The organism is Variovorax humicola (assembly GCF_037889915.1).
In the GTDB taxonomy this organism is placed as follows: domain Bacteria; phylum Pseudomonadota; class Gammaproteobacteria; order Burkholderiales; family Burkholderiaceae_C; genus Variovorax; species Variovorax humicola.
Genome location: NZ_JBBKZV010000001.1, coordinates 725,920 through 745,039 on the forward strand (window position 1 = coordinate 725,920; position 19,120 = coordinate 745,039).

Annotated in this window: 18 protein-coding genes; 8 read left to right on the forward strand and 10 right to left on the reverse strand. The window is 67.0% G+C overall.

Going from position 1 to position 19,120, the window contains the following annotated elements; translation table 11 throughout:
- The first annotated feature begins 19 nt into the window (after window positions 1-19).
- The 6 genes from WKW80_RS03465 to WKW80_RS03490 all read left to right on the forward strand — a co-directional run bounded on the left by WKW80_RS03465 (window position 20) and on the right by WKW80_RS03490 (window position 5,927).
- Window positions 20-1,318 (forward strand): acetyl-CoA hydrolase/transferase family protein, encoded by a 1,299-nt coding sequence (locus WKW80_RS03465; protein WP_340362113.1) that lies wholly within the window; start codon window positions 20-22, stop codon window positions 1,316-1,318.
- A 152-nt stretch (window positions 1,319-1,470) separates the two neighbouring features.
- Window positions 1,471-1,890 carry a rubrerythrin family protein gene (locus tag WKW80_RS03470; protein ID WP_340362114.1) on the forward strand — a complete coding sequence of 140 codons (420 nt, stop codon included), beginning with the start codon at window positions 1,471-1,473 and terminating at the stop codon, window positions 1,888-1,890.
- A 160-nt stretch (window positions 1,891-2,050) separates the two neighbouring features.
- The gene (locus WKW80_RS03475) at window positions 2,051-3,397 is read left to right on the forward strand and encodes a heterodisulfide reductase-related iron-sulfur binding cluster (protein ID WP_340362115.1); all 1,347 of its coding nucleotides are present in this window, start codon (window positions 2,051-2,053) and stop codon (window positions 3,395-3,397) included.
- A gap of 168 nt (window positions 3,398-3,565) precedes the next feature.
- Window positions 3,566-4,144 (forward strand): DUF3501 family protein, encoded by a 579-nt coding sequence (locus WKW80_RS03480; RefSeq protein ID WP_340362116.1) that lies wholly within the window; start codon window positions 3,566-3,568, stop codon window positions 4,142-4,144.
- A 14-nt stretch (window positions 4,145-4,158) separates the two neighbouring features.
- On the forward strand, window positions 4,159-5,181 hold the full coding sequence (locus WKW80_RS03485) for a class I fructose-bisphosphate aldolase (protein ID WP_340362117.1): 1,023 nt from the start codon (window positions 4,159-4,161) through the stop codon (window positions 5,179-5,181).
- An 80-nt stretch (window positions 5,182-5,261) separates the two neighbouring features.
- Window positions 5,262-5,927 (forward strand): hypothetical protein, encoded by a 666-nt coding sequence (locus WKW80_RS03490; protein WP_340362118.1) that lies wholly within the window; start codon window positions 5,262-5,264, stop codon window positions 5,925-5,927.
- A gap of 354 nt (window positions 5,928-6,281) precedes the next feature.
- Here WKW80_RS03490 and WKW80_RS03495 read toward each other — a convergent pair whose 3' ends face one another.
- Window positions 6,282-7,592 (reverse strand): glycosyltransferase, encoded by a 1,311-nt coding sequence (locus WKW80_RS03495; protein WP_340362119.1) that lies wholly within the window; start codon window positions 7,590-7,592, stop codon window positions 6,282-6,284.
- 58 nt (window positions 7,593-7,650) lie between these two features.
- Between WKW80_RS03495 and WKW80_RS03500 the strand changes: the two genes are divergently transcribed.
- Both WKW80_RS03500 and WKW80_RS03505 read left to right on the forward strand, forming a co-directional pair.
- A complete protein-coding gene (locus WKW80_RS03500) occupies window positions 7,651-8,193 on the forward strand; it encodes a MarR family winged helix-turn-helix transcriptional regulator (protein ID WP_340362120.1) in 543 nt (180 codons plus the stop codon).
- A 219-nt stretch (window positions 8,194-8,412) separates the two neighbouring features.
- Window positions 8,413-9,285, forward strand: coding sequence for a RibD family protein (locus WKW80_RS03505; protein ID WP_340362121.1), 873 nt, complete (start codon window positions 8,413-8,415; stop codon window positions 9,283-9,285).
- On the opposite strand, the gene WKW80_RS03510 is transcribed toward WKW80_RS03505, so the two are convergent.
- The 9 genes from WKW80_RS03510 to WKW80_RS03550 all read right to left on the reverse strand — a co-directional run bounded on the left by WKW80_RS03510 (window position 9,228) and on the right by WKW80_RS03550 (window position 19,075).
- Window positions 9,228-10,154 carry a class I SAM-dependent methyltransferase gene (locus WKW80_RS03510; RefSeq protein WP_340362122.1) on the reverse strand — a complete coding sequence of 309 codons (927 nt, stop codon included), beginning with the start codon at window positions 10,152-10,154 and terminating at the stop codon, window positions 9,228-9,230. The two genes, WKW80_RS03505 and WKW80_RS03510, sit on opposite strands and share 58 nt — an antisense overlap.
- Window positions 10,151-11,212 (reverse strand): glycosyltransferase family 4 protein, encoded by a 1,062-nt coding sequence (locus tag WKW80_RS03515; RefSeq protein ID WP_340362209.1) that lies wholly within the window; start codon window positions 11,210-11,212, stop codon window positions 10,151-10,153. Before WKW80_RS03515 ends, WKW80_RS03510 begins: the two co-directional genes overlap by 4 nt.
- Before the next feature lie 5 nt (window positions 11,213-11,217).
- Window positions 11,218-11,616 carry a 6-pyruvoyl trahydropterin synthase family protein gene (locus tag WKW80_RS03520; RefSeq protein ID WP_340362123.1) on the reverse strand — a complete coding sequence of 133 codons (399 nt, stop codon included), beginning with the start codon at window positions 11,614-11,616 and terminating at the stop codon, window positions 11,218-11,220.
- A gap of 22 nt (window positions 11,617-11,638) precedes the next feature.
- On the reverse strand, window positions 11,639-12,631 hold the full coding sequence (locus WKW80_RS03525; RefSeq protein ID WP_340362124.1) for a zinc-dependent alcohol dehydrogenase: 993 nt from the start codon (window positions 12,629-12,631) through the stop codon (window positions 11,639-11,641).
- 11 nt (window positions 12,632-12,642) lie between these two features.
- A complete protein-coding gene (locus tag WKW80_RS03530) occupies window positions 12,643-13,524 on the reverse strand; it encodes a 1-acyl-sn-glycerol-3-phosphate acyltransferase (protein ID WP_340362125.1) in 882 nt (293 codons plus the stop codon).
- 7 nt (window positions 13,525-13,531) lie between these two features.
- On the reverse strand, window positions 13,532-14,827 hold the full coding sequence (locus tag WKW80_RS03535; protein ID WP_340362126.1) for an SGNH/GDSL hydrolase family protein: 1,296 nt from the start codon (window positions 14,825-14,827) through the stop codon (window positions 13,532-13,534).
- A gap of 300 nt (window positions 14,828-15,127) precedes the next feature.
- Window positions 15,128-16,423 (reverse strand): phosphopyruvate hydratase, encoded by a 1,296-nt coding sequence (eno, locus tag WKW80_RS03540; protein WP_340362127.1) that lies wholly within the window; start codon window positions 16,421-16,423, stop codon window positions 15,128-15,130.
- 50 nt (window positions 16,424-16,473) lie between these two features.
- On the reverse strand, window positions 16,474-17,841 hold the full coding sequence (locus tag WKW80_RS03545; protein WP_340362210.1) for a dicarboxylate/amino acid:cation symporter: 1,368 nt from the start codon (window positions 17,839-17,841) through the stop codon (window positions 16,474-16,476).
- Between the two features lie 145 nt (window positions 17,842-17,986).
- Entirely contained in the window at window positions 17,987-19,075 is a 1,089-nt protein-coding gene (locus WKW80_RS03550) for a tartrate dehydrogenase (protein WP_340362128.1), read from the reverse strand.
- Window positions 19,076-19,120 lie beyond the last annotated feature (45 nt).

Genomic DNA, 19,120 nt, shown 5'->3' on the forward strand with positions numbered 1-19,120 from the left:
GGCGTCATGGAGCACTGAAATGAGCCACCAGGATGACTATCTCCGGCGCCGCATCGCCGCCCATGATGCGATCTCGCTGCTGAAGGACGGCGACACCATCGTCGTGCCGACCGGTTCCGCGGAGCCGCCGCGCCTGCTCGATGCGCTGTCGGACCGCCGGCGCGAGCTTCGCGACGTCAAGGTCTCGCAGATCCTGCCGCTGCGCAAGGCGGGCTATTTCGACGCCGAGACCTGCGAGCACGTCCGGCACGTCGCGTACTTCTTCGGCGGTGCATCGCGCGCCGGTGGGCAGGCCGGCTGGATCGACTATGTGCCCGCGTATTTCTCGGAGTTGCCGCAGCTCATCCGCAACGACCTGACGCCGGCGGACGCCGTGTTCAGCCTGGCGTCGCCGATGGATTCGCACGGTTACTTTGCGCTGAGCCTCGGCGCCGACTACACGATGGCCGCGGTCGGCAAGGCACGCGCGGTCGTGCTGGAAACCAATCCGAATGTCCCCTTCGCCAACGGGGCGTGCCATGTCCACATCTCGCAAGTGGCCGGCGTGGTGGAGAGCGACGAACCGGTGATAGAGGTCGGCCTGCCGACGATCGGGCCGGTCCAGCAAGCGATCGGCAAGCATGTCGCCGCGATGATCCCGGACGGCGCGACCCTTCAGATCGGCTATGGCGGCATTCCGGATGCAGTGGTCATGCAGCTGACGGACAAGAACGACCTCGGCATCCACACCGAAATGCTCGGCGACGGGATCATGACGCTGGTGGAGGCGGGCGTGGTCACCAATCGGCGCAAGAACTACCTGCCCGGCAAGATGATCGCCACCTTTGCGCTGGGGTCGAAACGGCTCTACCGGTTCATGGACCGCAATCCCGCGCTGGAGATGCATCCGGTCGACTTCACCAACGACCCTTACCTGGCAAGCCGGAACGACAACCTCATCGCGATCAATTCGACCATGCAGGTCGACCTGATCGGCCAATGCGGCTCCGAGTCGCTCGGCTTCACGCCTTACTCGGGCACGGGTGGGCAGGCCGACTTCGTGCGGTCCGCGAATCGCTCGAATGGCGGCAAGGCTTTCATCGTGCTGCCGTCCACGGCAAAGGGGGACACGCTCTCCAGGATCGTCCCGACGCTGACCGCCGGAACGCACGTCACGACGAGCAAGAACGACATCGATTTTGTCGTCACCGAGTACGGCGTGGCACGCCTGCGCGGCAAGTCGGCCAAGGCCAGGGCACAGGCCCTGATCGCCATCGCGAATCCGAAATTCCGCGACGAGCTGACGGAAGCGGCCGGGCGGATGCGGTTGGTGCCCTGAAAACGGTCATTGCGTGCCTCAATGGCGCCAATTGAGGTTTTGCATTTGGAGATCGGCGCGGCAAGGCGTAGATTGCAAGGCCTCCGCCGCCAGAGCAGCGACGGTTCCGCTTGACCGACCAACCTATCCCCCTATCCCCACAGGAGACTGATATGGCATTGAAAGGATCGAGAACCGAGCAGAACCTGAAGGACGCCTTCGCAGGCGAATCCCAGGCTAACCGGCGCTATTTGTACTTCGCGAACAAGGCCGACATCGAAGGCCAGAACGACGTGGCGGCGCTGTTCCGCTCCACCGCCGAAGGCGAAACGGGCCATGCGCACGGTCACCTTGAATTCCTCGAAGCGGTGGGCGATCCGGCGACCGGCTTGCCGATCGGCTCCAGCCGCCTGAACCTGCAGGCCGCCGTCGCCGGCGAAACACACGAGTACACCGACATGTACCCGGGCATGGCCAAGCAGGCGCGCGAAGAGGGTTTCGACGAGATCGCCAACTGGTTCGAGACGCTGGCCAAGGCCGAACGCTCCCACGCCAACCGCTACATCAAGGCGCTCGAAGCGCTGCAGGACTAGGCGCATACCCCAGCTTTCGTGGACCTCACCCTGCGAGGGGTGACGCGCGCAAGCACTTTGCCAGAGATACCGCGGAACCGGCTCTGCCGGGGCGCTGGTATCGCCCCCGGCAGGGGGAGGAAGGAGCGCACGAAGTGCGCGGAGCCTGGGGGCGAGCAACATGAACGAAGGCAACCTCGAGGCGCCGACACGCCACCCGGTCGACTGGAAGAACCCCGAGTTCTATGACCAGTCCGCCTGCGAAAAGGAGATGGAGCGGATCTTCGACATCTGCCATGGCTGCCGGCGCTGCGTGAGCTTGTGCGAGGCGTTTCCGACGCTGTTCGATCTGGTCGATGCGACCAAGGATGGCGAGGTGCACGGCGTCGACAAGAAGGCCTACGGCAGCGTCGTCGACCAGTGCTACCTGTGCGACCTCTGCTACATGACCAAGTGCCCCTACGTGCCGCCGCATCCGTGGAACGTGGACTTCCCGCACACCATGCTGCGCGCCAAGGCCATCAAGTTCAGGAAGGGCGAAGTGACGACCGGCGAGAAACTGCTGGCCTCGACCGACGTGCATGGCCAGTTCGCCGGCATCCCGGTGGTGGTACAGGCCGTCAATGCCATCAACAAGACAAAGCCCATGCGCAAGGTGCTCGACAGTGCCTTGCATGTGCACCCCGACGCCTGGCTGCCCGACCTTGCGACCAGGCGCTTCCGCTGGAGCGCGCCCAAGTCCGGCGGCGCCGCAAGGCAGGTTGACGGCGAGCGCACGCCGGGCAAGGTTGCAATCTACGCGACCTGCTACGTCAACTACAACGAGCCCGGCATCGGCTTCGACCTGATCAAGCTGCTGCAGCACAACGCGATCCCGTATGTCATCGTCGAGAAGGAAAGCTGCTGCGGCATGCCCAAGTTCGAGCTCGGCGACCTGGAAAGCGTCGCGAAGCACAAGGAGGCCAACATCCCGGTGCTGGCGAAATATGCACGCGAGGGCTATGCGATCCTCACGGCCATCCCTTCCTGCACGCTGATGTTCAAGCAGGAACTGCCGCTGATGTTCCCCGGCGACGCCGACGTCAAACGGGTCCAGGAGGCCATGTTCGACCCTTTCGAATACCTCGTGGCGCGCCACAAGGACGGCCTGCTCCGGACCGATTTCAATACGCCCCTGGGCAAGGTCAGCTACCACATCCCCTGCCATGGCCGGGTGCAGAAGATCGGCCGCAAGACCGAGGAGATGTTCAAACTGATCGGGCAGACCGTGCCGGTGCAGCTCAACACGGTCGAGCGCTGTTCGGGCCATGCCGGCACCTACGGCGTGAAGACCGCCTTCCACCCGGTCGCGATGAAGATCGGCAAGCCGGTGTTCAAGCTGATGGGCAAGGACGCGCCCGACTACATCAGCTCCGACTGCGCGCTGGCCGGCCACCACATCGCACAGGGCATGGCGGAAAACGCGTTGCCCGCCGCACAGTTGCAGCACCCGCTGAGCCTGGTGCGCAAGGCCTATGGCCTGGAGTGAAAAGGATGGATCACCCCCGAAGCGCCTGCGGCGCCTCCCTCTTGAGGGCCTCGAGGGGGCGCACCCGGCGGCCCGGCAAAGCCGGTTCCGCGAGTGCCCACGAACAGACTGCGCCGTGCTCGCCCTGGTTTCATTCGTCGGGGACGCTCGGCGTCATGGAGCACTGAAATGCCCATAGCCCGCGAGAACCTGATGACGCTGGAGGCCTATTCGAAGATCCGCAAGAGCAGCGCGCCCGAATTCATCTCGCACCGCAAGCTGCGCACGGTGCACCTGGGCGACCACATCAACGTGCAGTTCGAGGACGAGGTGACGATGCGCCGGCAGATCCAGGAGATGCTGCACATCGAGAAGATCTTCGACGAAGAGGGCATCCAGGCCGAGATCGACACCTATGCCGCGCTGGTGCCCGACGGCACCAACTGGAAGGCGACCCTGCTGATCGAGTATCCCGACCTGCATGAGCGCAAGCGCGAACTGGCACGGCTGATCGGCGTGGAGGACCGCATGTTCGTCGAGGTCGAGGGCCACGAACGCATCTATGCCATTGCCGACGAAGACCTGGAGCGAGAGAACGCCGAGAAGACGTCGGCCGTTCACTTCCTTCGCTTCGAGTTCGGCAAGGCGGCGCGCGCGGCGGTGCGCGCGGGGGCGCACGTCAAGCTCGGCTGCGACCACACCAACTACCCGGCGCGCACGAACATCGCGCCGGAAACGCTGGCCAGCCTGGCGGGCGACCTGCAATAGGGAAGGGCGAACACATGTCTGCCACCAGCGAACTCCAGGCCACGATCGAGGCATTGGCGCGCCAGGGCGCGGGCATCCTCGCCGCCGATGAAAGCGGTCCGACGATTGCCAAGCGCTTCAAGGCCATCGGCGTCGAGTCGACGGAAGAGAACCGCCGCGCGTACCGCAGCGCGATGCTGTCGACGCCGGGGCTGGGTCAGTACATATGCGGCGTCATCCTTTACGAGGAGACGCTGGGCCAGCGCGCCGACGATGGCGAGCCGCTGCCGCAACTGGCCGCGCGGCAGGGCATCGTGCCGGGCATCAAGGTCGATACCGGCAAGATCCCGCTGGCACTGGCGCCGGGCGATGAAATCACGCAGGGCCTGGACGGACTGGCGCAGCGGCTCGATGGATACAAGCAGCTTGGCGCGCGCTTTGCCAAGTGGCGGGCGGTCTACAACATTGCCCCCACGCTGCCGGGCCGGGCCGCCGTCGAGGCCAACGCCGAATCACTCGCGCGCTACGCCGCAATCTGTCAGGCGCAAGGCGTGGTGCCGATCGTCGAACCCGAGGTGCTGCTCGACGGCGATCACACGATTGCACGCTGTGCAGAAGTCACGCAGGCGGTGCTGCATGAGGTGTTCCATGCCTTGCATCGCCACGGCGTGGTGCTGGAGCACATGCTGTTGAAACCGAGCATGGTGGTGCCCGGCAAGGCAAACGCGCTGCAAGCGGGGCCGGAGGAAGTGGCCGCGCAGACGCTGCGGGTGCTGCGTCGCACGGTTCCGGCGGCGGTGCCGAGCATCAATTTCCTCTCCGGCGGCCAGTCGCCCGAAGAGGCCACGGCCAATCTGCAGGCGATGAACCAGATGGGCCCGCAGCCGTGGCTGCTCAGCTTCTCGTACGGACGCGCGCTGCAGGATCCGGCCCAGAAAGCCTGGCAAGGCAAGTCCGACCATGCGCGCGATTGCCAGAATGCGCTGCTCAAGCGGGCACGCCTGAACGGCGCGGCCAGCGTAGGCAAGTACAGCGAGGCGATGGAGCGCGGCGACTGACGGACGTCTTCACACGGGACCGGTTGCGGACCTGACCGAGCCACCTGCAGGTCGCTGCTTCAACCAAAGGCGCCAGTCCCGTGTTCATCGGTCATTTCGCGGTTGCGCTGGCGGCGAAGCGGGTCACGCCTTCGACTTCGCTGGGCGCGTTGTTCGCGGCGGCACAGTTCGCTGATCTGCTCTGGCCGGCATTGCTGCTCGCTGGACTGGAGGTTGCGGAGGTGTCGCCGCAGGGGGCGGTCATCCCGCTGCGGTTCATCTCCTATCCGTATTCGCACAGCCTGGTCGCAGCCGCACTCGCGGCCGCGCTGCTGGGCCTCTCATGGCTGTGGTGGTCGGGCTCGAAACGCGCCGCATGGGTGATCGGCGCGCTGGTGCTGAGTCACTGGGTGCTCGACCTGATCGTGCATGTGCCCGACCTGCCGTTGCTGCCGGTGGGAGGGCCGCGCTGGGGACTGGGCCTTTGGCAACGGCCGATGTTGGCGCTGCTCCTCGAATTGGCGCTGTTTGCGGCCGGCGCTTGGCTGTATCTGGATGCGACCGAGGCTGCCGACCGCGTCGGGCGCTGGGGCCTGTGGAGCTTGTTGCTGTTCCTCGTGCTCATCCAGCTTGCGAACGCCTGGGGCCCGCGGCCTCCGGACATCGCACCCGTGATCTGGAGCGGACATGCGACGTGGCTGCTGGTCGCCTGGGGCTGGTGGGCCGACCTGCACCGCCGGGCCCGATCGCGGATCAACCGAGGTTGAGCCTGTCGTCGCCAACGGGCCACGTCATTTCAGTTTTCCACCACGCTCGCCTGACCCGCGACGATGAAACCGGCGCCGCCAAATGCCAGGGATACCGCGGAACCGGCTTTGCCGGGCCGCTGGGTGCGCCCTCTTGAGGGGCTCGAGGGGGAGGCGCCGCAGGCGCTTCGGGGGCGTTCTTCTCAGTTTTCCACCACGCTACCGCGTGCCCCGCGACGCATGAAACCCAGGACAAGCACGGCGAAGTCTGTTCGTGGGCACCCGCGGAACCGGCTTTGCCGGGCCGCTGGGTGCGCCCCCTCGAGGGGGAGGCGCCGCAGGCGCATCGGGGGTGGGTCATTTCCGCGCGGGCCGTCAGCTCGCCAGGCTGCTGGTTTCGGGGGCGCGAGGGATGGGCGCGCGCAGGTAGTCGAGCAAGGCTTCTGCCGCGCGGCCCGGTCCGTCGACGCCCGCATAAAGCCGCTGCGCGCGTGCTGCCGCCGCCGCAAATGCAGGTTGGGCGGTGACCGTCTCCACCGCGTGCCTGATCCTTGCCTCATCCGCATGCCGCGGACCGACGGCAACGACCATGCCGATGCGCGCGGCCAGCGCGACGTTGAGCTCTTGCTCCGGATGCAGGGGAAAGCCGACAAAGGGCGTGCCGCTGGCCATGGCCGTCTGCACGCTGCCCTGGCCGCCCATGATGAGTGCAACCGCGACGCGTGGCATCAGCAGGTGGCTTGGCAGGACGCCTTCGACGATGACGTCCTGGTCTTCCAGATCCTGCAGTTCATGGATCGTTGCGGCGACGACCACGCGCAGGCCCGCCGCACGCACACCCGCAACGACGCGGCGAATGAAAGCCGGCGCGCTGGAAGACAGTGCGACATAGGCCGTCGGACGCCCCTCGTCCAGAAACGCCTGCACACGTCGAGGGATGGGCACGTCGAGCCGGGCGAAGAGGGGGCCGACGTAGCGCAGGCGGGTTTCCTTTCGATAGCCTCGCCGGCTGTTCGGCCGCCACGCCGACATGTCTTCGTCGGATACGCCCAGCACCTCCGGCACGTCCGTCACCAGCGTCAAGTCGCCGAGCATCAAGGCGGCCAGGCTGGGCACAGGCTCGACGCCCAGCTCAGTCGCGACCTCGTTGAGGAATTCGACCGGGCCGCGCATGCGGGGTGGGCTTGCATTGGCCATGACCTTCTGCAGCGAATCCGGCAGCCAGTCGAGCCCCGGTATGGCGGACTGCGATGGCGCCGGCGCAAGGCCATGCTCGAACACCGGCGGGACATAGGAGCCGCCATGCGAGGCCGCGAGCGGGATGCCCACCACGCGCGCGGAAAGGTAGGCCGTCAGCGTGAATCCGATCACGACCATGCGCGCCTGATGGGCGCGAAGGAACTCGACCTCGCTGCGCACGCCGGCGCGGACTTCATCCGCCGTTTGCAGGCGTGAGCCGGGCTTGCCGAGCGCGACGATGCCGGCCAGGTACTCCTCGCAACGGCGGGCGTCCATCACCGGCTCGAGCAGGGTGCATGGCATGCCTGCCGATTCGAGAACTCGCATGAAGGGGCCGCCGTGCGTGGCCATTGCCACCGGCTCGCCGCGCGCCTGCAGCGCACGGGCAATGGCCAGCATGCGCGAGGTTTCGGACAGAAAGCCGCAGTTGGGGAAAAGGGCAATCATGGGGCCTCCATGGCATTCGCGGTTCCGAAGGCGACCGCATTTAGGTAATATATTACTTATGAAGTCGAGACGTCAAATCCTGGAGCTTGGACTGGATGCACAACGCAGTACGGCGCGGGCGCAGCGCGTCATGCTCTTCCGGCTGCTGCTCGCCAACGGATTGGAGCTGCGAACGCGGATGGACCGGCAGCTTGCAGGCAGCGGGCTCACCACGCAGCAGGCGATGCTGCTTCAAGTGCTGGAAGGCCAGCCCGAACCCCCCACGTTGAAGCAACTGGCTGCCATCCTGGCGATGAGCCACCAGAACCTGAAGCAGATCGCGAGCGCGCTGGAACGCAAGGGATTCGTGGCGATCACCCCCGACGAGCGCGATGGCCGCGTGCGCAGGCTGCATCTGACGGCGCAGCATCACCAGCTCTGGAAGAGCCGCAACGCGGACGATCACTCGGAGGTCGCTCGCTGGACCGAGGTGCTGTCGGTTGGCGAGGTGCGGGGGCTGGTGAAGGGGCTCGAAAAGCTCTACCACTCCCTGATGGATGCGAGGGACGAGGCAGACATCGCTTCGTCTGCTCGGCCGCCGGCCGATGATGGCTTGACCTGACCGGACAAAGGTCGGCGAACTGCACAGGGCCGCGCATGAAACCTGCGTGCGTTGGTAATGTTCAGCTTCACCGGCGACGCTTTCGTGGCTGAAGCCACCCGCCATTACGATTTGACATGCCCGCTCGGCGAATCATCGCGTCAGAATGGCCGGAAAGCGCAAAAGCCGAGGGCTTTGCGCACAACCCGAGGTGTCCACACGTATGAGCCCTGCCTGCGCATGAAAGCCGAAACACTTGCCGCCCCTGGTGTCGAGGCGCTGTGGCCCCTGTGCCTGCACATCGTCCGACAACGCCGTCTCGGCAAGCCGCCGCCGGACGGCGCAGCGCTCACATGGCATGAGTCGCAAGGATTTACCCTCGGCGACGACTGGAGCGCGCAGGCGGCCGAGCTGTTCACGCTCGTCAAGCCCGTGCTCGATCGCACGCCCGGCAGCACTCCCTGGGTGATCGGACAACTGGGCCAGAGCCTCAACGGCTGCATCGCGACGCGCAGCGGCGATGCCAACTACATCAACGGTGCCGAGGTGCTGCTGCATCTGCATCGGTTGCGTGCGCTCAGCGACGCGGTGGTCGTCGGCGCGGCAACGGCAGCCATAGACAACCCGCAACTCACGACGCGCCATGTGGAGGGTGACAACCCGGTGCGCGTGGTGGTCGACCCGACGCTTCGCCTGTCGCCGGCGTTGCGCGTCTTCTCTGACGGCGCGGCGCCGACCTTGCTGGTCTGCGATGCCTCACGCGAGGCGGAGGCGGCAAGACGCGTGGGCGCGGAGCAGGTGCTGGGCGTGCCGCACCTCACGGGTCCGGACGGCGCCGTGGACGTGCGCGCCTTGCGGGCGGCCTTGGTCGGGCGCGGCCTGCGCGTGCTGTTCGTGGAGGGCGGCGGCATCACCGTGTCGCGCTTCATGCGGCAGGGCTGCATGGACCGGTTGCACTTGAGCATCGCCTCCGTGGTGATCGGCGATGGACGGCCGGGCCTGTTGTTGCCGCAGGACTTGTCGCTGCGCGAGTGCGCCCGTCCGCCCTGCCGGGTTTACCGGATGGGCGCGGACGTGCTGTGGGACCTTGACCTGCGGGCAGCGATGCCTTGAGCCGGCACGGCCAGTACGTCCACATGGCCGACACGCAAGGATGTGCGCTCGATCGCGGCCAGGCGCCGTGCTTTCCAGCCGTGCACGAGCGCTTGCGCCGAAGCATCCTGTTCCAGCGCCGCGGCGGCCATGCCGTGGACCATGGCATCCAGCATCGCGTGACGCGAGGGCTCGATGTACCAGTCGCTGCGGGCCTGCCTCAGCGTGAAGCCCGGCCCGCGGAGGCGCGCGACGACATGGGACGGGGCGCCGGTGCCGAGGGCCGGGCCAAATCCCTTGTCGCTCAGTTGGTGCGCGGAAAAAAGCGCGTGGATGCGGTCGTCGTCCGCGTCTGCCTCGTTCCACTCGACAAGGCCATCGACGGTCAGCGCAAACAGCAGCGCCGAGTTTGCGGCAAGGGCTTGGCCCAGCAGCGCGTCGAGCCACGCAGCCGAGACGAGGTCCAGCAACGCCGAGGCGGTCACGAGTTGCGCCGCGTGGAACGGCAGGGCGTCGAGCCCGGTCGCGAGGTCGGCGCGTCGAAACACGACGTCGGCCCGCCAGCCCGCGCCTTCGAGCCGCAAACCTTCGGCAACCGTGCGGCACGCAAAGCCTTGCGCTCGCGCCCACGCGGCGAAATGTTGCGCAAGTGCGGCCAGGAGCGCGGGATCATGGTCGATCAACAGCCACTGTTGTGAGCCGCCGAGTTGCGGCGCCAGCGCGCGCAGGTTGGCACCCGTGCCACAGGCAAGGTCGAGCACACGAAGCGCGCCCGCGCCGCGCAGGCGGCTTGCCAGGGACCGCAATGCGAGCGAGTCGGCCGACCTTGCGCGGGCCGCCAGGTCGCAGGGCTCGCGCAACGCAAGCCAGTCGGCGCTGAACCCGGTCATGCCGCGTGCGGCCGCTGCATCGCATCGGCCAACGCAGACGCGAAACGGGCGCCGCTTTGTGCCCAGGTGGGCAGGGCAAGGCGTGCTGACATTGCGCCGGCACGCAGGCGCGCGCGCCATGCCGTGTCGTCCATCAGCCGCTGCAGCGCAGTGCGCAGCGCGCTCACGTCGCCGGGTGGTACCAACTCGCCGGCTTCGGCGGGCACGGTGTCGGCGATGGCGCCGGCCCGCGTGCTGATGACCGGCAGGCCCCGCGCCAGCGCCTCGGCAAGCGCCATGCCGTAGCCTTCATGAAAGGAGGTCAGTACGAAGGCATCGGCCACGGCGTAGAACGCCGGCAGGTCGGTCTCTGCCTGGTCGCCATGCAGCACGACGCGCTCGCGCAGCCCGTGGCGGTCGATCGCCTCGCGCAGCGCGGCCGCACATGCCGCGTCCATTGCCTGGCTGCCGACGCAGTGGAGCGTCCATGCGCGGTCCTTCAGGCCGGCGAGCGCTTCGATGAGCACCGCGTGGCCCTTGCGCGGCGTGATGGTGGCCACGCACAGCAGCGACAACGCCTCACCGCCCGAGCCCACGGCCGGAGCGGCCGGCTCGGTGCCCGGGATGACGATGGAAATGCTGGAAGGCGCAACGCCGAAGGTGGCCAGCCCGCGGGCGGTGAAGGGACTCGTGACGATCACGCTGCAGGCCGCGGCCAGGGCACTGCTTTCGCTTTCGAACAGCGCGCGCCGCCGATCGGGATCGAGCCCGGTTTCCAGCGAGAGCGGATGGTGCACCAGCGCCACCCATCGCAGTCGCCGCGCATGCCGGTGCGCCAGTTCGTCGAGTACGCCGAACGCCAGGCCGTCGACGACTGCCAGCATGCCATCCGGCAACGCTTCGACCACGCGCGCCGCACGGGCCCTCGCTTGCGCGCCGGGCGCCGGAAAGCCGTCGCCCAATGCATGGACGTCGACCTGCCATTGCAATGCGCGAAGCTCGTCGATGATGTGCCGGTCATAGGTGTAGCCCCCGGTGTGCGCGTCCAGGTCGCCCGGTACCAGGAAGCTGCACTGCATGCGGCTCAAAGCGCGCGCTCATACGCGGCCCAGGCCACGTGCGACTCGTGCAGGCATACACGCATGGAGGCAAGGCCGCTCGCATGCGGTCCGAGGTCGCCCGCAGCGATGCGCGAGGCCACGCGGTCGAAGACCACGCGCGCCATGAATTCGGTCGTGGTGTTGCGTCCGGTGAATGCGGGGTCGTCGTCGAGATTGCGCAGGTTGAGTTCACCGAGCACGCTGCGCAGGACTTCGGTGGCGAGTGCAATGTCCACGACCACGCCGTCGGCGTCGAGTTCAGTGCGGCGCAGTTCGAGGTCCACCACATAGGTGGCGCCGTGCAACCGCTGCGCGGGGCCGAACACCTCGCCGCGAAAGCTGTGGGCGATCATGAAGTGGTCGCGGACGTTGACGCTGTACATGCGGGATTTCTCCGGTAAGGGTTCAGGCGTAGTCGATTCGGTGACAGAGCACGTCGGGCGCACCGCGGGCCAGCCGCGCCAGCACCTGGGGCAGTTCGTCGAAGGGCGCGCTGTCGGTGACGAGTGAATCGAGCACGGGCTCACGCAACAGTTCCAGTGCCAGCGTCAGCCGGCGGCGATGGCTCCAGCGCGCACGTTGCGCCGCGGCCACCTGGCCGACCTGCGAACTCTTCAGCACCAGGCGTCGCGCATGAAAGGCTTCACCGAGCCGCAACGTGACGGGCTGCTGCCCATACCAGCTCATCTCGAGCACCGTGGCTTCAAAAGCGGCGAGGCCCAGCGCCAGCGCCAGGCCGTCCGGGTTGCCGCTGGCGTGGATGACGAGGTCGGCATCAGGCCGTGCATCGGGCGGGCTCGCAAAGTCCGCACCAAGGCGCTCGACCACCGTCCGGCGCGGCGCATGCGTGTCGACCAGTTCGATTTCGCACCCCGGCATGCGAGCGGCGAGCCAGGCCACCAGCAGGCCGACCACGCCGCCGCCGACCACGGCGATGCGGTCTCCGACGCGCGGTGATGCATCCCACAGCGCGTTCACCGCGGTTTCCATGTTGGCTGCCAGCACCGCACGCGCGGGCGGCACGCCCTCGGGCAGCACGTGCACCGCATTGGCCGGAACGCGGTACCGGGTCTGGTGGGGGTGGAGGCAAAACACGTGGCGGTCGAGCAATGCCGCAGGGCCTTGCTCGACCACGCCGACGCTGGCGTAACCGTACTTCACCGGCACGGGGAAATCGCCTTCCTGGAACGGCGCCCGCATGCGATCGAACTCGCTGGGCGGCACCTGGCCCCGATAAACCAGCAATTCGGTGCCGCGGCTGATGGAAGAGTGCAACGCGCGCACGACGACCTCGTCGGGGCCGGGCTCGCCGACGGTGGCGAGGCGGATCTCGGCGCGGCCCGGCGCTGTGATCCAGCAAGCGCGGGACTCGGGGGAAGCGGCGCGATTTGCTGGCATCGAACGGGATCTTACGGCGATGCCCGCGAGTCTCCCGCAAAGATGAGGTCGTGCATCTGCGCGGCGATCGATGCACGGAGCGCCTGCGCCCCGACCGGTCCCGCTGCACTGGGTGGATTGCCGAAAGTGACCTTGGCGACCAGGTTGCGGTAGCGTGGCAGGGTCACCTGCAGCGCCGCAGCGAGCTTCTCCTTGTTGCGCGCCGTGCGGCGCAGCAGGGTCAGCGGATGCCGCTGTGCAACCGGCGAAATGACATTGCTCACGAGCGCGGGCACGAACAGCGTTCCGGGCGCCAGGCGGGCGAACAAGGTATAGCTGCTGGACCAGTTCTGCAATGAAGCCGCTGCCCGCTGCGCGCCGAAGGTGGCGGGGTCGGGCTCGATCTCTCCCGCCGGAAAAGTCAGCAGGGCACCGCCTTCCTGCAAATGCCTGGCGGCAGCTCTCAGCACGGTCAACTGCCCTCCGTCTTCATCGCGCAGCAGGATCAGTTGCCGCGCGACGTTGGGCAGGGCGCGAAGGAACGGGCGATCCGAGGCGATCACCCGAAGGTCGGGACGACGGGACGCCAGACTGGTGAAGAGTGCGACCGTGTCGGTCATTCCGGGGTGGTTTGCCAGGATGACCACAGGGCCGTGCGACGGAACGTTTTCCAGGCCCGAGGTGACGATGCCGGCGGTCATCCGGCTCATCAGCCACGCGCTGCCTTGCGCAAGGCCGTGCTCGCCGACGCGGGTGTCGAATTCGTACGCAGTCCGGGCGAAGCGGCGGGCCGCAGGCCGAAACAGACGGCACAAAGGCGTTCCACGCAGGCGCAGCAAGCCAATCGAATCCAGCAGGTCGACGACGTTGACCTCGGTGAGCGTGTCGACCCATGGTGAAGCTGTGGCGGACACGGCTCCCCTACTGGAATAGCTGCAGCACGATCGCCTGGCCCATCGCGCGATACCCGGCGTCGTTGGGGTGCAGGTGGTCGCCGCTGTCATAGAGCGGCCGCAGGCGGGACGGGTGGCCCGGATCGCGAATGGCCTGGTCGAAGTCGATCACGGCGTCGTACTCGCCGCTGGTGCGGATCCAGTTGTTGACCGCCTGACGCTTGCCTTCGCCTTCGGCCGAGTAGTAGCCGGCGCCCTCGAACGGCGGCAGCGTGGCGCCGAAGATCCGCACCCCCTTCTGGTGCGCGCGCGCGATCAGCTGGCGATAGCCGGCGATGAGCTGGTCGGCCGTCACCGGCTCGGCCGAAGCCAGGGCGCCCAGGCCGATGTCGTTGATACCTTCGAGCACGATCGCGTACTTCACGCCGGCCTGGGCCAGCACGTCTCGGTCGAAGCGCGTGATCGCGCTCGCACCAGTGACATTGCGCACCACCCGATTGGCCGAAATGCCCTCGTTGGCCACCGCCACCGGGATGCGCGCGGCCTGCAGCCTTTCCGTCAGCACATTGGTCCAGCGCCGGTTGGCGTCGGTCGTGGAGCGGTATCCGTCGGTGATGGAATCGCCGAGCACGGCGACCGCCGACGCCCCGGTCACCGAGAGCACATCCACCGCGGTCAGGAAGAAATACGACTGCACCGTGGACGACACGGGCGGGACGGGCATGCCGGTGTAGTCGCCGAACTGCGACAGGTAGTTGGTCTGCAGCGAAAAGTAATGCCTGGTGCCGGCGGTGACGGCGTTGGGCAGGTAAATGCTGACCGCGAGATCCGACTGCGCCGGCACGTCGAGCGTCACCGGGTCGCTCAACGCGGGCGCGCCGGCCGGGATGGTGACCGAGTTCGCGCCGCCGAAGGTGAGGAGCCGGTCCGACGCGGGAACGACGCCGGCGCCCGAACTGCGCAGGCCGACGTGCGCGGCGCCGATCACCAGCGGCTGGCTACCGGATTCGTTGGACAGCCGCACCCGCACGCGGGTGCCGCCGCTGCTGACGCGCACGATCTGCCGCAACGTGGTCTGCGCGGCGAACTGCGTGTAGGGCGCGAATTCGTTGCCCGCGTGCGGCCCGGCGGCCCAGGTGACCACCCAGACCTCGTCGCTCCAAAGCGCCCAGGCGGTCGAGCCGCCGATCACGCCGGACAGGCAGATCGATGTCGCGACCGCCAGCAGGACGCGCCGCGGCAGGTTCGGACGGGCGGCCGCAGCGGCCCTCAGGCGAACGGCGCCACGACTCAGCGCGGCAAGGGCTTGAACGATGGTTCTCATGGGGGCACTCCTCGTTGCAATGGACCGTCGCCGCCCTCTCCGCAGCGCTTGCACGGTGAGCGCAGGTTCTACGCCGATTGCGGCGGCGGGGCCGTAGTGGCCCTTCGGACGGCATGGTTGGCCATCCGTGCGGCGATGACGAAGGACCTCGGGAAGGCGTGGGCCGGCACGCGACCCGCTTTCGTGAAATAGGCCCTTTGAAACGCTCGGCATTGCCTTCCAACTTCAGCTGCCCCGGCAAGAAGGTTACTAAAAGTTACAATCCGCCTGTCCTGAACAGAGTTGCTTGCTGCCCGCGCGTCATTGCAGTGGAAGCGAGCGCGGAAATGCGGCGCGTCCGGCGAACCTGGCCGATTGGCCCAGCTCCGCCTCGATGAGGAGCAGCCGGTTGTACTTGGCCATGCGATCGGATCGGCACAGCGAACCCGTCTTGATCTGCGTGGCCGCGGTGCACACGCTGAGGTCCGCGATGGTGGTGTCTTCGGTCTCGCCAGAGCGGTGCGACACCACCGAGGAATAGCCTGCGTCGTCCGCCATCGCGATGGCCGCCAGCGTCTCGGTCAGCGTGCCGATCTGGTTCGGCTTGATTAGGATCGAATTGGCCGCTCCACGCGCGATGCCTTGCCGGAGGATTCCGGTGTTGGTGACGAACAGGTCGTCGCCGACCAGTTGCAAGCGGCGGCCCAGCTTGGCGGTCAGCAGTTCCCATCCCTCCCAGTCGGCTTCGGCCATCCCGTCTTCGATGGTCACGATCGGATAGGCATCGACCCACCTGCCGAGGTATTCGGCAAACCCTGCGGAACTGAAGCGTTTGCCTTCCGACGCGAGTTCGTAGAAGCCGTTCCTGTGGAACTCCGAGCTGGCGACATCGAGCCCCAGCGCGATGTCCTGTCCGGCCTTGAAGCCGCCCTGCTCGATGGCCGAGAGAATGACTTCGATCGCAGCTTCGTTCGAAGGAAGGTCGGGCGCGAAACCGCCTTCGTCTCCGACAGCGGTGGACAGGCCGCGGCCTTTCAGCAGCGCCTTCAGCGAATGGAAGACCTCGACGCCCCAGCGCATCGCTTCGGAGAAGCACGGCGCGCCGACCGGCACGATCATGAACTCCTGCATGTCGACGTTGTTGTCGGCATGGGCGCCCCCGTTGATGATGTTCATCATGGGCATCGGGAGCACCGGCGTGCGATCGCCACCGAGATGGCGATACAGCGGTTGCCTGCTCGACGCCGCCGAGGCCTTGGCCAGCGCGAGGGAGACGGCGAGGATCGCGTTGGCCCCCAGGCGCGCCTTGGTCGGCGTTCCGTCCAGCGCGATCATCAGGCGGTCGATCTCGCCCTGGTCACCGGCGGCTTGGCCCACGAGCGCATCGCTCAGCTCGCCGTTGACGTGGCCGACTGCATTGGTCACGCCCTTGCCGAAATAGCGCTTCGCATTGCCGTCGCGCAGTTCGATCGCTTCACGCGCCCCGGTGGACGCACCCGAGGGCGAAGCGGCAAATCCACGCGAGCCGTCGGACAGAACCACCTCTGCGGCGACCGTCGGATTGCCGCGCGAGTCCAGCAGCTCGAAGCCGCGTACCTGTTGAATCGTGTCTGTCATGGAGAGAGCTCCTGCTATCAGTTTTCCGTTACCTATCGGTGATTCATGCTTCATGCAGCGATCCGGACATCGGACGGATTCGCCGCATCGGCCGGCGCCCGCAGCGTCTTCACCTTGGTGTCGTCGTCGCCCTCGTAGAGCTTGTCGAGGTCTTCAGGGTCGCTCTTGCCGTCCAGCACTTGCGTGAGACGGGTGCGATCGACGGCGCCGACCCAGCGGGCGATGGCCAGGGTGCCCACGGCATTGCCGATGGTGTTGGTGATGGCGCGCGCCTCCGACATGAAGCGATCGACGCCCAGCAGCAGCACCATGCCGGCAACGGGGATCTTGCCCATCGAGGCCAGCGTGGCGGCCAGCGTGATGAAGCCGGAGCCGGTCACGCCCGCCGAGCCCTTCGAGGTCAGCAGCAGCACGCCCAGCACGACGAACTGATCGGTCATCGTCAGCGGTGTGTTGGTGGCCTGCGCGATGAAGATCGCCGCCATCGTGTAGTAGATGCACTGGCCATCCGGGTTGAAGGTGAGGCCGGCCGGCACGACCAGGCCCACCACCGGCTTCGACACGCCGGCATGCTCCAGCTTGCGCATGAGTTGCGGCACCACCGATTCAGACGAGCTGGTGCCCAGCACGGTGAAGAGCTCGTCCTTGATGTACTTCAGGAACTTCCACAGGCTGAAGCCAGACACCCTCGAGATGGCACCGAGCACCAGCGTCACGAACAGGAAGCAGGTGATGTACATCGTGCCCATGAGCTTGCCGAGCGACAGCACCGAGCCCAGGCCGTACTTGCCGACGGTGAAGGCCATCGCGCCGAAGGCGGCGAGCGGTGCGAGCCGCATGATCATGCCCACGACCGAGAACACGCCATGCGTGAACGAGTCCAGGAAGTCCACCACCGGCTTGGCGCGCGGCCCGATGTGCGAGAGCGCCACGCCGAACATCGTCGCGAACACGAGGATCTGCAGGATGTCGTTCTTGGCCAGCGCGTCGACGATGCTGGTCGGCACCAGGTGCAGCACGAACTCGACGAAGCCTTCGGGCTTGGCCGCGGCGGCCGTGTAGCTCGCGATGGCTTTTGTGTCGAGCTGCGTGGCGTCGATGTTCATGCCGTGGCCGGGCTGGAACACATTGACGACGACCAGGCCCAGCAGCAACGCGAAGGTCGACAGCACCTCGAAATAGATGAGCGCCCGGAAGCCGACGCGGCCGAGCTCCTTCATGTTCTCCATGCGGGCGATGCCGAGCACCACCGTCGCAAAGATGATCGGTGCGAAGACCATCTTGATCAGCTTGATGAAGATGTCGCCGAACGGCTTGAAGTCGCTGGCCATGTTGGGCGCGAAGATGCCAAGCATCACGCCGGCGAACACGCCGATGAGCACTTGCACGTAAAGTTTTCCGAGGTAGCGGCGCATGATTTGTCTCCGTCGATGGGTGTGTGGGCGCGGGCTGGCCCGGCAGCGCTTGAGGGCTGCTTTCGGGTCGAGGCGCGGCGCGTGGCGCCGGCCTTGTTCAGGAACTGGGAATTGCCTTGCCCCGGGCCGGGCCCGGGGCGGGGCGCTGTCAGGCCGCCTTGCGTTGGCCGGCGGCTGCCACCTGACCGCACACGGCCTTGGTGACGTCGGCGGTGGTCGCCTTGCCGCCCAGGTCGCGGGTGTGCAGCGACTTGTCGGCCGTGACCTTCTCGATCGCAGCCATCACGCGCTGTGCGGCTTCGGTCTCGCCGAGGTGCTCCAGCAGCATCACGACCGACCAGAAGGTGCCGACCGGATTGGCCAGGCCCTTGCCCATGATGTCGAAGGCCGAGCCGTGGATGGGCTCGAACATCGACGGGTAGCGGCGTTCAGGGTCGATGTTGCCGGTGGGCGCGATGCCCAGGCTGCCGGCCAGCGCGGCGGCCAGGTCGCTCAGGATGTCGGCATGCAGGTTGGTCGCGACGATGGTGTCGAGCGAGCCCGGGTTGTTGATCATGCGGGCGGTCGATGCGTCGACCAGTTCCTTGTCCCACTTGACGTCCGGGAACTCCTTGCTGATCTGCAGCGCGATCTCGTCCCACATCACCATCGCGTGGCGCTGGGCGTTGCTCTTGGTGATGACGGTCAGCAGCTTGCGGGGACGCGACTGGGCCAGCTTGAACGCGAAACGCATGATGCGTTCGACGCCGGCGCGGGTCATCATCGACACGTCGGTCGCGGCTTCGATCGGGTGGCCCTGGTGCACGCGGCCGCCGACGCCGGAGTATTCACCCTCGGAGTTCTCGCGGACGATGACCCAGTTGAGGTCGTCCGGGCCGCAGCGCTTGAGCGGGCCGTCGATGCCGGGCAGGATGCGCGTCGGCCGCACGTTGGCGTACTGGTCGAAGCCCTGGCAGATCTTCAGGCGCAGGCCCCACAGGGTGATGTGGTCGGGGATGTGCGGGTCGCCGGCGGAGCCGAACAGGATCGCGTCCTTGTCGCGCAGTGCGTTCAGGCCGTCGTCCGGCATCATCACGCCGTGCTCGCGGTGGTAGTCGCCGCCCCAGTCGAAGTTCTCGAACTCGAAGCGGAAGTCGCCGCTGCCTGCAGCGAGCGCTTCCAGGACCTGCTGGCCGGCGGGCACGACTTCCTTGCCGATGCCGTCGCCGGGGATGGTTGCAATCTTGTACGTCTTCATGGTGTGTCTCCGAGGTGGTTGGGGGGTGGAGTGAATGTAAAAACT